This window comes from Oxyplasma meridianum, from assembly GCF_038024865.1.
Taxonomy (GTDB): Archaea; Thermoplasmatota; Thermoplasmata; order Thermoplasmatales; family Thermoplasmataceae; genus Oxyplasma; species Oxyplasma meridianum.
The window spans coordinates 761,118-775,398 of record NZ_CP133772.1; the positions used below are offsets into that span (position 1 = coordinate 761,118).

Genomic DNA, 14,281 nt, shown 5'->3' on the forward strand with positions numbered 1-14,281 from the left:
ATTATAGTCCTATGTTCTGGATTGCAGTTTTAGTTGTTTCATTAATATCTGGAGCTATAGATAAGAAGTTTTTAAAAACAACTTTTTATTCTTTTTTTATCTATATTAATATTGTTATATAAGAATAAGAAATATATATATATATTGTATTAAATTATAGTATAGTAAAATATGGAAAAAAAAAATAAATCATTTAAATTCTTAATAGCATTTATAATATTAATAGGCTTTTTATTACGTCTTTATAGAATTTTTATACAAGGAATATATATTGATGAAGTCGCAAATTTGCCTTTATCAGTATTAGTATTTTCAAAACCTTTAGATTATAATTTTATGGTTAATAATGCTCTTAAACCCCAATTTTATCTTATTTTATATGGTTTTTCAATATTTATAGTTAATGGATTTCACAATCCGCAAATTACTTATTATACATATTTATCTTATTTACCTATAAAATTTTTGATAACTGAAAGATTACTATCGTTATTTATAAATTATATAATTCTTATAATAATTGTTATATATTTATATGATATTAATAAATATTTTACTTTATCGTTCGTCATATTATATTCATTTTATATCAATCTAGAATTTTATTCAATAATTATTAGTACTGCAGGTTTTGTAATTCCTTTTTGTTTATTATTTATATTTTTCATATATAAATCAGATTTAAGAATTAATAGATATGGCATTATATCAGCTATAGTTTTTGGGATTGTTATGGGTATACAATATTATTCTATAATTTTGATTCTAATTCCACTATTATATTATATAATAATAAAAATTAAAAGAATTGATATAATTAAATTTTATTTTATTTTTATTCCGATTTCTTTACTTACATTTTTATTTTTAAATCCTATTTTTATATTATATCCTTTTAAGATGTTATACCATATATATATTGATACAACAACTGTTTTATCTACCTCTTCCGGGGTTGTTGGAATACCTATATTTTTAATGAATAGAATTACATTTAAAACGCCCATATATTTTCCAATTATAATGATTATTATGGAGACTCAAATTCCAATATTAATATTATTAATTACTTCTATATATTACTATATTTATAAACATTTCAAGAATATAAAAAATAAAAATAATGAACCATTAGATAATCTTATTTTACTTTCAATTTTATCATTTTTCTTATTTATAATATTTGATATGTTATTAAATTATATGAGACGTAACTATGTTTTATTAATTATACCAATTCTTTTAATTACGACAGGAATTTTATCCAAATTAATAATATTAACATTAAAAACTTTTAATAATTATTCTAAAAAAATTGAAAATAATAAAATAAAAAATATTAAAAAAAATTATTTTGTTACAATAACTTTAATAATTCTTATAGTTTTTTTGTTATATTCTTCTACTTTTAATCAAAACGATATACCAACTTATACAAATAAATTGGCTTATTTGGAAAATGTTGGTGGTGCAAATTTTTCCGGTGCTTTTAACTCAGCTCAAGCAGATAAATATATAGGTATGTATATACAAAATCATAATCTTGAGAATAAAACTATATTATCACTAGCTTTAACTGATATGATTGTATATTATGCTCCATCAAACAGTTATATACAAATCTGGAACTCAGTCAATAAAACTTTTATTTCTCATTATTCTGGAGATTATATAGTTGTTGATCAATGGTATTCACAATTATATGGAAATCCTATTTATAAATATCCAAATCTTTTTAAAATTATTTATATATATAAAGTTAATAATGGATATTCTATATTAGCTAAAATTAATTCATATTACCAACAAATGATACTTATAAATAACTATTCAAAATATGGCATAAATCCAAACGGCAGCAATTTTAAAATTACATATGCTGACGGATTACCAATAAATTCATGGATTCAAAGTATAAGTTCTACAACAATCACAGTATATAGCAAATTAACCAATGATATAAATAAGAATATAAAATTAGATATATATCCCAAGAATATAAATGTATTATCTGCCAACGGACCAATTGGAGAAGCTCCACAATTAAGCTCAGTATATGGTGAATATGACGATGGGGCGAAAGTTTTTACATTTTATCAGAATTTTATATCAAATTATAATGGATTTTCTTCATCTTCAGGCAATTCTACATATTTAAAAATACATAATGGAATAACAATATATGATGGAGGCATAGGCATTAATTTTTTAAGAAATTTTAGTATGCCACAAAATTCTACAGTATTATGGAATGGTGAATTTGATACCGGAACGTCATCATATTCTACAAGTCCAGGTGTTGGCTAGGAAGGCAGTTCTCTGTATTTAGGTATGCATTTTAATGGCAGGAACAGAGTTGGATTTAATTGGTATAATGGATCAATACATCCTACGATGGCTCTTGCTCATGCAAACAATAGTTTTGGTTCCGATTCTGCTTATTATACTAATGAATTTCAAAATTATTTTGTTTCTGTTAATGTAAGTAATGGAAATACTTATGAATATGCTGGATTGAATGGAACTATTTATCAGAGTGCATATGAAAATGATTTTACAAGTTATGGTAGTTTTGGGTTTTTTTCATTTGCATCATCAAAAGCATATGAAACATGGCATTATATAGCAATTGCAAATACTCCTTTAAATAAATTAAAAAATATTTCAATAAGTATAAATCATTGTGATTAATTAGTATTTATATTTAAATCTAAAAAATTCTTATTATGACCACGTTAATTTTATGAGAATTTCTATTAACTTTCTGATTTAATCAGTCTGACAAAATTCTTCGATAAAAAAAATAATGTACTGAAAGTTCTCTAAAATTAAAGAGATCCTGCACAATTCAGATTTGAAGGGGTGAAAATATGCAGGACCAATTGGAAATAGTAAAAGAGATGATAATCAGTTTTCTGAAAGACAGAAAAGAAGGAAAGAAGCATCTTGTTGAATAGTTTCTCCATGATCTCATATAAGAAGAGGCAAGAGTTCAGTTCTATTCAATGCCATATGAGAGATTAGAAGAGAAGAAAAGATACTGATATGGAACCATAACAATGAAACTTAAGACAGTTCATAATAAAATAATTCTTAAGAGATCACAGATAAGGAAGTTTTCATTTCAGACAGAGGTGTTCCAAATATATTCAAGTGTTGAAAAAGCACTGGATTCGGTCATGCTGGAATCATAAATAAAGGGTTTTTACAATCAATTTTACAAAGTTTGTGAAGGCATTGAAAATAAAGAATGTATCACCTTCACACATATCACCACTTACATCTGATCTGGATGTAAATATCTTGATTTATTTGAGAGACCCTGAGAGATCCATGGAATCTTACATGAAATTCATCTACATAGATGCAACATACTTCAATGTGAATATGGGAAAGAATACAGAAAAAAAAGATCTGTATCTATATGCATTGGTGTAAACAGTGAAGGTAGAAGAGAAATACCTTCAAACAGTTCATGATTCCGAAAATGAAGTGGAATGAAGTGGAATGGAAATAATTATACGATTATCTGAAGAGAATGAAGAGAAGAGACCTGAAGTGTGTAAAACTAATGATAAAACTAATGATATTTCATGAGTAATTTAAATGAAACTAATACCAAAGAAGCAGTCTTCTGTTATGCAGATATTGAAACAAGATCTTGATAAAGCATCAGAGATGTTTTAGATATACTATCCATATCTTTACAATTAACATGCATATGGATATTCAAACATGAGAAAAATAAAAACAACAAATGTACTGAAGAGAATGAATTGTGGAATGAATTCTGAATTAAAGAAAAATACAGAGAAGATGGAAGCATTTACATTGGAACAGTCTCTATTGAGACTGGTCATGACCATTTCAAATTTGCATAACTTTAAAAGGATTAATATAATTAATATAATATATAATTATAATAAGTTTAAGAAGGTAATAAATAATGAATAAAAGAGTATATACAAGTGATGAAAAATATAATATTATAATGGAATCAATTAAGAATAATATAACAATAGCAGAGATATCATAATCATGGAATAGCTCCTTCCTTATTCTATAAATGGAAGGATGAATTCTCAGAACTAAAATGGATTATCAGGCAAAGATCCTGATAAAGCATTGTTAAAAGAAAATGAAAATCTCAAAGGGATAATAAGTGATTTGACAATGATAAATGAAAGCTTAAAAAAAAATTATAAGGAAATAATAATGTCAATAAACGATATAAAAGATAATATTAATATTCATAAAATATGCAAATATCTTAATTTCAATGAAAGAACTTACTATTATAATATAAAAAATAGAAATAATAAAAGAATCAATAAATTAATGATATTTAATATATAATTAACAAAATTATAGAATTATCAAGGGAGAAAATAACATATGGATATAACAGAATATGGCTATTAGGGAATGAAGGCATAAAAGTATCAAAGAAAAAATATAAAATAATGAAATTAAATAATTTAACATTAAAAAGATACATTATAAAACAATAAAATACAATTTAAAGGAAGCCGATGGCCCTAATAAAGCCTTAAAAAGATATAACATATATTCCTACTAAAAAAGGAATGACATATTTAATATCATTTAAAGATACATTCACTAAAAAATGGTTAGGCTATAATTATTCAAAATCAATGACATCCAGCGATGCAATAAAATCATTAGATGATGCAATAATAAGGGAATACGGTTTTAAAATACCTAATAATTTAATCGTAAGAACAGATAATGGAGTTCAATATATTTCAAATAAATTCAATGATGTTATTAAATTATACAATATTAATATAAATATATAGAAAAGGAAATACCTAAAGAATAGTAAATAGAATCTTTCCATAATTCATTGAAAACTTATTATATCTGGGTAAATGAAATAGAGAATTATGAAGAAGATAAAAAATAATAGAAAATGAATTTTATGATTACAATAATATAAGACCTCATTCTACAATAGACTATTATCCACCCAATCAATTCATTGAAAAATATAACAATGATCCTGAATATAGTGAATATTACAAATCATACAAAATGAAATTAAAAGAAAGTTACAGAAAGAGAAATAATTATAAGAAGGTGATTATAAATGTCTCAAAAAATGAATAAATTTATATGCAAAAAACAATATCCAAGATCAAGACTAATTGTCTCTATAATGATAGATAAACGAGGAGTGGATCACTGGAAGAAAGTATTTGGGCATGGAGGTTGATTGGGATTGTACAGGATCTTTTCGAAATTACAGCAGATCATGTACACCATCATAAGGAAATAATAATTATAAAAACCAATAAATTTATAGGTTGAATTTGATATTTAGTGTTGTTCGAAATTAAATAGGTGAATATATGGTATATAGAATTGCAATTATAATGAAATGGGGTTTATCTTTTGGTGGAGGAGGAGAAAAATGGATTACCGTAATAACTAATAAATTATTAGAAGATGGTTACGAGGTTACCTTTTATATTCCAGATGTATATTTAAAAGAAGAGGATAATAAAATACCTAATGTAACATATGTATTTTATAGGTCTAATATTATTAGTATACTAAAGAAACTTAATTTAATGAATTTTGCTTGGCCATTTATAAAAATACGATTAAATAGAGAATATGATACAATTTATATTCCTTCTTTTTATGCAATAAGACTTATTATATATTATTCTATTATTAACAAATTTAGAATAATATTAGATTCTCATGATTTCTATTTAAATAATAAAAAGTTAGCTAGAGACTTTTTAAGAATAATACCAGAAATTTTTTTAAAAATTTCTAATAAAAATGTTATGATACGTTGTGTAAATGACAAATGTTCAGAAGAAATGTTAAAATACGGAATATTCAATAAATATATTCCTAATTTTCCTTATTCATATGGAAAAAATGTTTCGTTATCTACGAAGTTTAGAATTTTGTTCATAAACAGAATTAATAAAAGAAAGGGAGGTGATATATTAATTGATATTATAAATACATTAAAGAATTATAATGATACAGAAATAATTATAGCTGGCTATAATGATTGCGGGGATAAATTTATAAATAGTGTAAATAATTCTAATAATTGTAAATATTTAGGTTATATTTCTGAAAATGATAAAATAAATCTTTTAGAGGAGAGCGATGTCTTTATTCTTCTTTCTAATCGCGAAGCAGCAGCACCTTTATCACAACTTGAAGCAATGGCTTCTGGTCTATTTGTTATATCAACATGGAAATGGTCAAGTATGGGAATGCCCATATTTTTTTTAAATAATGAATATTTGCAGATTGTAAATAGAAATTCAACAAATGTAATAAAAGCAATCATTAAATTAAAGGAAATGTGGTCCAATGACCATAATAAATTTATGCAAATGAAACTTGATTTAAAAAATAGATTCCTTAATAAAAATTTTTATAATGATTCTATATATAGAACAATCTCTTTTTTAACTCAAAAAATTAAATAAATTGTTTTTAACAATTTTAGTATTTAAATAAGATAGATTACATATTTCTCTAAAGGTTCTTATGTCGCCATAAGAACCCAATGTACCACCAACGATATCTTTAATTTTAAAATCTATAATATTATATTTTACCTTTTCTAATTTAAGTTTAATAGCTAAGTCTATATCTTCAGCACCATTGACATAATTCTCGTCGAATATTTTACATTCTAAATTCTTTATTAATCCATAACTGAGAATAGTTATAGCACCTGAATATAATATTTTAATTTTATTATTATAAAGAAATCTTTTAATTCCTGAACTTGTTCCTATCACATATTTTATTTTTAAAAAAGATTCTATTTTTAATTTTTTTCTATAGTTTTTATATATAGATAATATAAAACTCCTCCTAAATGTCCTATTTGATATATATGCATATCTTGAATGATATTTAGCAGGATAAGTATGTACAAATTTTTTTTCATTGAAATTTAATTTATTTAATTCTTTTTTTAATATTGATATATTATCAATTTTATACATATCATCATTGGAAACAATAATCCATTTTGGATTGTATTCCATAGCTTTTTTTATTCCTACATTGCAGTTATGTGCATAATTAAAATAATAATTTCCGGCACCACTTTCAACAAATATTATATGCAGACCTTTAAATATATCTTTATCTTGAATTGCATATTTTCCATTTATATCAACTGTTGGTATAACGACTATTATGTCTTTATCACCTTCTATTTCTTTAATATAACATACGCCTTTAGGTCTTTCTTTCATCCATTGTATTAATTGTTCTCTATTTTCAAAACTATTATAAAATTCAATAATTTTTTGTGGATCATTGCTCATAAATAAATTGTTTCTGTAATCAACTAAACTAAAGAACAATTCATTATTTTCTATATTTAAATTTGTATGCAATGCACTTAAGTTAATTTCTTTAGAAATCATAAAATTTAATAATAACTTTGTATTTAAATATTATTATCTTATTATGAATAAATTTTAATAATAATTACATATTAACATTTAATGAAAGGAATTTTATTGCATGGCGGCTCAGGAACAAGATTAAGGCCTTTTACATATTCAGATGTAAAGCAGTTATTGCCTGTGGCAGGAAAACCTGTTAGTGAATACGCATTAAAAAATATGATAGACATAGGAATTAAAGATTTTGCAATTATTATAGGAAATATAGGCGGAGAAGAAGTAAAAAATTATTATGGCAATGGAGAAAAATGGGATATTAGTATAGAATACATTTATCAGGATAAACCATTAGGAATAGCACATGCAATATATTTAGCAAAGGATTTTATCAAAAATTCAGATTTTGTTGCATATTTAGGCGATAATATAGTTCAAAACGGAATTAAAAATATGTATAATGAATTTATAAAAAATTATTATGATGCCTTTCTACTATTAGCAAATGTAAAAGATCCAAGAAGATTTGGAGTGGCTGAAGTATATAACAATAAAATAATAAATTTGGTGGAAAAGCCAGAGAATCCTAAATCAGATCTGGCTTTAGTAGGTGTTTATTTCTTAAAACCAGATATATTTAATATAATATCAAATTTAAAACCATCATTAAGAGGAGAATTAGAAATAACAGATGCACTGAAAATGCTTTTAAATAATAATAAAAATATAGGCTATTCAATAGTAAATGGCTGGTGGAAGGATACGGGAACGCCCGATGAGTTTCTTGACTGCAATAGATTAATTTTAGATGAAATAAACAACAATATTTCTAATATAAATATTAAGGGGAGAATAATTATTGAAAAAAATGCAATTATTGATGACAAATCAAAGATATTTGGTCCATGCTATATAGGAAAAAATACAAAAATAGAAAATTCTGTTATAAGACCTTATACAAGTATAGGAAATAATTGCCATATAAAAAATTCAGAAATAGAGGATTCCGTTATAATGGATAATACAAACATAAATTATTACGGAAAAAGAATTAGCGAAAGCATAATAGGTCCTTATGCAAATATAGAAAAAAATGAAAATAATAATATAAATTTAATATTGGGAAGAGATTCAAAAATAAGGTTATAAATATGAATAATATTCTTATTATAGGTGCGGACGGGCAATTAGGAAAAGAATTATCGAAATTATATCCAGAATCAAAAAAATTATACCATAAAGATCACGGAGAATTAAATTTAAATCTATTTAATGAAGATGATATCATTAATAAATTATCTAAAATAAATCCAAATATTATAATAAATACAGCTTCATTAACAAATGTAGATAAATGTGAAAAAGAAAAAGAATATGCATATAAAGTAAATGGATATTCATTAAAAATTATAACTGAATATGCAAGGTCAAAAAATATATATTTAATTCATATATCCACAGATTATGTTTTTAATGGAAATAGTTCATATTACAGTGAAGAATCAATACCTGATCCTATAAATTACTATGGTTTCTCCAAATTAATAGGGGATATATATATAAATTCATATAATAAATCATTAATAGTAAGGACTTCGGGTGTTTATGGATATAAAAATAATTTTCCATTATTTGTTTATAATTCATTAAAAGATAATAAAAATATAAATATTATTAAGGGGTATTATTCGCCTATACATGCTTATAATCTTGCTTTAGCAATACAAAAATTGATCGATAATAATATATATGGAATAATAAATATTGCAGGCATAAGAATATCAAGAATAAATTTTGCAAATAAAATCGCTGATTTTTTTAATTTAAATAAAGAATTAATTAATGAAAATGAAGTAAAGATGTATGCAAAAAGGCCTTATGATTCATCATTAAATATAGACAAAGCAAAATCATTAATTAATTTTGATTTTTATTCATTAAATTCAAATTTAGATATATTTAAAAAAGAAATAGAATATTTAAAATAATTATTATTAATTATCTTTTATGCCATTTGAAATAGAAGAAACAGAAATACCTGAAGTAAAAATAATAAAACCAAAAATATTCAATGATAATAGGGGTTATTTTCTTGAATTTTATAAAAAAAATGACTTTAATAATTTTAATATTAAAGTTAAATTTCCACAGGATAATCTATCATTTTCAAAAAAAGGTGTTATAAGAGGTTTGCATTTTCAAAAGCATCCATATGAACAAGGAAAATTAGTTTCTGTAATTTCAGGGAAAATATTTGATGTTGCTGTTGATTTAAGAGAGAATTCAAAAACTTTTAAAAAATATGTATCCATAGAATTGTCAAATGAAAATAATAAAATGTTTTATATACCTGAAGGTTTCGCACATGGATTTCAGGCACTTAATGATTCATATGTAATGTACAAAACTACTAAAGAATATAATAAAGATTATGATTCAGGAATTATATTCAATGATAATGAAATATCCATTAAATGGCCAATTAAAGATTATATAATATCTGAAAAGGATAAAAAATTAAAAACATTAAAAGAAATTTTTAGGTGATGAGTAATATGAAATTATTAGTAACAGGTGGAGCTGGATTTATAGGTTCAAATTTTATAAATTACTGGTTAAATAAATATAAGGAAGATTATATAATAAATATAGACAGATTAACATATGCCGCAAATCCTGAATATGTAAAACAAAAATATTTTGAAAAAAGGTATAAATTTATTAAAGGAGATATAAATGATAAGGAATTAATGGAAAAATCAATAAAAGATTCTGATGTAATAATAAATTTTGCAGCAGAGTCTCATGTTGACAATTCAATAAAATCTGCTGAACCATTTATAATTTCAAATTATTATGGCGTTTACAATATTTTAGAATTGATAAGAAAATATGATAAAAGATTTCATCAGATATCTACAGATGAAGTATTTGGTTCATTGCCATTACATTCTAATGAATTATTCGATGAAAATACAAAATACAATCCTAAAAATCCATATTCTGCTACTAAAGCAGGAGCAGATATGCTAATAAGATCTTATATAAATACATATAATATAAAAGCCACTATATCTAACTGTTCAAATAACTTTGGCCCAAATCAGCATAAAGAAAAATTAATACCCAAAACAATATTAAATGCATTGAATAATGAAAAAATACCTGTATACGGCAATGGTTTACAGATAAGAGACTGGATTTATGTAGAAGATCACTGTTCAGGTATAGACGATGTAATTCATAAGGGAAATATAGGCAATTCTTATTTATTCAGTGCAAGAAATGAAATAAAGAATATCGATATTATTAAAAGAATTTTAAAAACATTAAACAAAGATGAATCTTTAATATCTTATGTTAATGATAGACCAGGACATGATGTAAGATATGGAATAAATCCTGATAAAGCCATGAAAGAATTAAATTGGAAACCAAAATATAATTTCGATGATGCATTGAAAATAACTATAAATCATTATAAAAAAAATATGAATTTAAATAAAGATTTATAATTTTTGGATAGATTAGAAATTTTTATTTAGAAAATATTTTAATAAAAAAAGAGTATATGGCGTTAATAATATAATGAAATTATTGTAACTTTAACTATAATAAATTTAAAGGTAAATATTATACCTTAGAAAATATAAAGTTTGATAACATAAAGAAATTCTCTAAGTTTATATCTAATAAGGCAAAGAATATTAGATTCATAATAACAGAGATAAAGATAAAAAGAAATGATGATCTAATTAAAATAAATAATATAATGTCAATTAAATATGAAGAGAGAGGTTAAAGATTAATAAAGAAAAATAGATTAAAGTCTATAATAAGATAAGAGTGAATTAAATGAGTAATTGTAAAAAGTTTTATTTTTATTACCCCTTATTCCATTGACAAGATCTGCCGGAGGATATGATGTAATTTACAAACTTGCAATATGTTTAGAGAATAGAGGATACACGGTAACTCTCGGTTTTTAAAAGAGAATTTTATAGGCTATAGAGGCGATAACATTGATTATTTGCCACCGTTAGATTTTATAAGTTATATAGAAAAATCATCAGCTCCGTTTTCAAATACGAAAATATTTAAATTTATATATATAATATTTGAAAAAAGGATAATGAATGTTGACTATGATTATAGTTTTTTAAATCAAATTGAAATAAAATTTATATCAAGTGAAAATGATATTGGAGATGATTACGATATATTCTTTGCCACATGAAGGCAAACTGCTAAAATAATATATAAGAAAAGCAAGCTTACAGGAAAAATAGGAGCATATATTACACAACATAGTAAAGATGAACCTTTATTTAGTGCCAAATATTGTAATCTAGCGAAGGAAACTTATAAGTTCTTATTAAGAAAAATAGTGATAAATAATAAAACCTTTAACAGATTTATAAACAATGGTCCAAAAAATTACAGTATACATTGATTTAGATAAATATCATAGAGATGATTCTTTAGAAAAAAAGAATGTGATTTCCCTTATTCTTCCCAAAGGTGAAAGCAAAGGTGCAGTATATGCAATTGAGGTTTTAGATAAATCTTCGGCTCCATCATGGATAGAGTATCATCTAAGACCAAATGATGCATATGTTAATTATGTATAATGTTTCAAAGATATTCATATTGCCATCTCTAGTAGAAGGCTTTTCGTCACAATCGCTCGAAGCAATGGCATGTTACAATGCTGTTATTGTAACAAGAAAGGGTGGAAGTGAGGATTATATTACTGGTGGCATTAATGGATATTTGTGCAATATAAAAGATAGTGAATGATTAGCTGAGAGAGTAATAAATTTAATTGCAGATGAAATGACAATGAAAAAATTCAAAAGGAAGGATATAAAACTGCTATAAATTATAGAGTTTTTCTAAAAACTATCCCTATTACTTCATACTCTGGAAATCGTGAAACAAATCTTCCCGATTCGACTTATTCCAAAATGTGTAATTCAGCAAACAAATATCACCATGCGAGACCAAATTCTTTATTCATGCCATCATGACCTGAACAGAGAAAATTTTTACCGCCTACAATAAATCGATCTTGTTTGAAGCCTTTGATTTCCTATTTTTCCTGAAGGAAAGGTCCATAAGCGTATAGGTGATATATCACTCATCGTGGCAATAAAGAGGCATAAAAAGGGGAACAAGGTCTATCTTGCGGAATACAAGAGCAAAAGGGTCAATGGAAAGGTTGTGAGCACGTATGTGAGGTACATAGGCAGGGAGAATGCGGATAAGACCGTGAAGAAATCCTCAAGATCCATAGACAGGATAGAATCGCCAGGTTCCACAAGGGCGGGTGATGTTGATCTTCTGTGGGCCATTGCACAGGATCTTGCAATTCCACGTATAATCGATGAAATGTGCCTCCCTGGATCCTCGATATCCACAGGGAAAGTGCTGACAGCATGGGCCATAAACCGCGTGGTTGATCCGGAAAGCGCTACCCAGCTGGAATCCTGGGTCAGGACAACGGATATTCCCAGGCTTGCGGAAATAGAAGAGAAGAGATGGACAAAGGATCTCTTCCTCGATTCCCTGGATGCAATATGCTATGACGAATCAAGGGACAGAACTGTCGATCTCTCGCCGGGGATGGATGCTGCCATATACGATGGGTGGAGGAAAAAACATCCTGTATTGGAAGGGGAGAAGTTCGCATATGATCTCACCACCGTATTGTTCTTCGGTACATCATGTCCGCTGGCGGAGTTCGGATATAATCCCAACCACGAGAACAGAAGGCAGATCAATATTGCGCTGATGGTATCAGTGGAGGATCACCAGCCTGAATATCATGCGGTATTCGAAGGATCGAGAACGGGTGTGACAACGGTGAAGAACATGCTTGCAGTTCTCCCCAAGCATGGCGGGAAACGAGATACAATAATATGGGATCGTGGCAACATATCCCGGAATAACTTGGATGACCTGGAACTGGCGGAATGGTATCTGATATCCGGGATTCCGAAGAGCGTGAAACAGATCAGGGAGATACTTTCCAGCGCCTGTATCGATCCTGAACCGGGGAACTTTGTCAGGAAGGCCAGATCAGGCAGCGTGTATGCCCATCTCGTTCATGCAGATCTGTATGGGAAGAAAAGGAACATTGCCGTCTACCTGAATGCGCAGAAGAGGCTAAACGAATCCGATGAACGGAATACAGAACTTGCCAGGATCGGCAGGGAACTTGACGATCTCTCGCGGAAACCTGGGGACATGGATGAACAATCCATTCACAGGCAGATGGAGAAGATAGTGGGCAGTTATTCCCAGTACATTGAGGCGAGAGTAAGCAGGAAGGGTGAGCATAAGATATCATGGCGGTACAGGAGGCATGCAATCCTTGCCTCCGAAAGACTGGACGGCAAATCTGCAATCCTCTGCACCGATCCATCCCTGAAAGCAGATGAGATCGTCAACCTGTACCTTGGGAAGGATTATGTCGAGAAGGTCTTCAGAACCATGAAGACACAGGAGGAGATCACCCCTGTGAGACACCACCTGGAAAGAAGTGTAAAAGCATACGTGTTTGTCATGGTGACTGCATATCGCCTAATGGCTGCTCTTGTTTCGGCCATGAAAAGAACAGGGCATGAGGAACCATGGGAATCTGCGGCTGATCTACTGGACAGGCTGGCAAGGGTGGAGAGAATTGAACTGACCCTGGGAAAGGAGAAGAGGACATGGTACCTGAACATGAAGAGGCATGATGCAGAAACACTGAATAAAATGGGATTCGGAAATATATTCAATGAAAATGAGAGGAGCAAATGATTTGCGTCCCAACCGCAAAGCTACAGTGAATCCTTGAGGTCTATCTGTAGGTG

At 27.1% G+C, this 14,281-nt stretch carries 17 protein-coding genes; 16 read left to right on the plus strand and 1 reads right to left on the minus strand.

Going from position 1 to position 14,281, the window contains the following annotated elements; genetic code table 11:
* Positions 1 to 171: 171 nt before the first annotated feature.
* The 8 genes from OXIME_RS03870 (at position 172) to OXIME_RS03905 (ending at position 6,485) form a co-directional block, all read left to right on the plus strand.
* Positions 172 to 2,307: a hypothetical protein gene (locus OXIME_RS03870; protein WP_393972155.1), complete on the plus strand. Its 2,136-nt coding sequence runs from the start codon at positions 172 to 174 to the stop codon at positions 2,305 to 2,307.
* Positions 2,308 to 2,331: 24 nt separating this feature from the next.
* Positions 2,332 to 2,691: a hypothetical protein gene (locus tag OXIME_RS03875; RefSeq protein ID WP_393972156.1), complete on the plus strand. Its 360-nt coding sequence runs from the start codon at positions 2,332 to 2,334 to the stop codon at positions 2,689 to 2,691.
* 368 nt (positions 2,692 to 3,059) lie between these two features.
* A complete protein-coding gene (locus tag OXIME_RS03880; RefSeq protein ID WP_393972157.1) occupies positions 3,060 to 3,194 on the plus strand; it encodes a hypothetical protein in 135 nt (44 codons plus the stop codon).
* A gap of 34 nt (positions 3,195 to 3,228) precedes the next feature.
* Positions 3,229 to 3,438 (plus strand): hypothetical protein, encoded by a 210-nt coding sequence (locus OXIME_RS03885; RefSeq protein WP_393972158.1) that lies wholly within the window; start codon positions 3,229 to 3,231, stop codon positions 3,436 to 3,438.
* Between the two features lie 297 nt (positions 3,439 to 3,735).
* The gene (locus tag OXIME_RS03890; protein WP_393972159.1) at positions 3,736 to 3,954 is read left to right on the plus strand and encodes a hypothetical protein; all 219 of its coding nucleotides are present in this window, start codon (positions 3,736 to 3,738) and stop codon (positions 3,952 to 3,954) included.
* Positions 3,955 to 4,568: 614 nt separating this feature from the next.
* Positions 4,569 to 4,820 (plus strand): DDE-type integrase/transposase/recombinase, encoded by a 252-nt coding sequence (locus OXIME_RS03895; RefSeq protein WP_393972244.1) that lies wholly within the window; start codon positions 4,569 to 4,571, stop codon positions 4,818 to 4,820.
* Positions 4,821 to 5,110: 290 nt separating this feature from the next.
* Positions 5,111 to 5,236: a hypothetical protein gene (locus OXIME_RS03900; protein ID WP_393972160.1), complete on the plus strand. Its 126-nt coding sequence runs from the start codon at positions 5,111 to 5,113 to the stop codon at positions 5,234 to 5,236.
* A gap of 136 nt (positions 5,237 to 5,372) precedes the next feature.
* Complete coding sequence (locus OXIME_RS03905) at positions 5,373 to 6,485, plus strand: glycosyltransferase family 4 protein (protein ID WP_393972161.1); 1,113 nt, start codon at positions 5,373 to 5,375, stop codon at positions 6,483 to 6,485.
* On the opposite strand, the gene OXIME_RS03910 is transcribed toward OXIME_RS03905, so the two are convergent.
* Positions 6,465 to 7,442 carry a hypothetical protein gene (locus OXIME_RS03910; RefSeq protein WP_393972162.1) on the minus strand — a complete coding sequence of 326 codons (978 nt, stop codon included), beginning with the start codon at positions 7,440 to 7,442 and terminating at the stop codon, positions 6,465 to 6,467. The genes OXIME_RS03905 and OXIME_RS03910 overlap by 21 nt on opposite strands.
* A gap of 81 nt (positions 7,443 to 7,523) precedes the next feature.
* Between OXIME_RS03910 and OXIME_RS03915 the strand changes: the two genes are divergently transcribed.
* From OXIME_RS03915 to OXIME_RS03950, 8 genes are all read left to right on the plus strand, one after another.
* Positions 7,524 to 8,570 (plus strand): glucose-1-phosphate thymidylyltransferase, encoded by a 1,047-nt coding sequence (locus OXIME_RS03915; RefSeq protein WP_393972163.1) that lies wholly within the window; start codon positions 7,524 to 7,526, stop codon positions 8,568 to 8,570.
* Positions 8,571 to 8,572: 2 nt separating this feature from the next.
* Positions 8,573 to 9,409 carry an SDR family oxidoreductase gene (locus tag OXIME_RS03920; protein ID WP_393972164.1) on the plus strand — a complete coding sequence of 279 codons (837 nt, stop codon included), beginning with the start codon at positions 8,573 to 8,575 and terminating at the stop codon, positions 9,407 to 9,409.
* 19 nt (positions 9,410 to 9,428) lie between these two features.
* Entirely contained in the window at positions 9,429 to 9,968 is a 540-nt protein-coding gene (gene rfbC / locus OXIME_RS03925; RefSeq protein ID WP_393972165.1) for a dTDP-4-dehydrorhamnose 3,5-epimerase, read from the plus strand.
* Between the two features lie 8 nt (positions 9,969 to 9,976).
* Positions 9,977 to 10,936 (plus strand): dTDP-glucose 4,6-dehydratase, encoded by a 960-nt coding sequence (gene rfbB / locus OXIME_RS03930; protein WP_393972166.1) that lies wholly within the window; start codon positions 9,977 to 9,979, stop codon positions 10,934 to 10,936.
* A gap of 515 nt (positions 10,937 to 11,451) precedes the next feature.
* Complete coding sequence (locus OXIME_RS03935) at positions 11,452 to 11,658, plus strand: hypothetical protein (protein WP_393972167.1); 207 nt, start codon at positions 11,452 to 11,454, stop codon at positions 11,656 to 11,658.
* A 187-nt stretch (positions 11,659 to 11,845) separates the two neighbouring features.
* Positions 11,846 to 12,052 carry a hypothetical protein gene (locus OXIME_RS03940; protein WP_393972168.1) on the plus strand — a complete coding sequence of 69 codons (207 nt, stop codon included), beginning with the start codon at positions 11,846 to 11,848 and terminating at the stop codon, positions 12,050 to 12,052.
* The gene (locus tag OXIME_RS03945; protein ID WP_393972169.1) at positions 12,045 to 12,221 is read left to right on the plus strand and encodes a glycosyltransferase; all 177 of its coding nucleotides are present in this window, start codon (positions 12,045 to 12,047) and stop codon (positions 12,219 to 12,221) included. The genes OXIME_RS03940 and OXIME_RS03945 overlap by 8 nt, the downstream gene beginning before the upstream one ends.
* A 345-nt stretch (positions 12,222 to 12,566) precedes the next feature.
* Positions 12,567 to 14,228: an IS1634 family transposase gene (locus OXIME_RS03950; RefSeq protein WP_393972170.1), complete on the plus strand. Its 1,662-nt coding sequence runs from the start codon at positions 12,567 to 12,569 to the stop codon at positions 14,226 to 14,228.
* Positions 14,229 to 14,281: the final 53 nt, after the last annotated feature.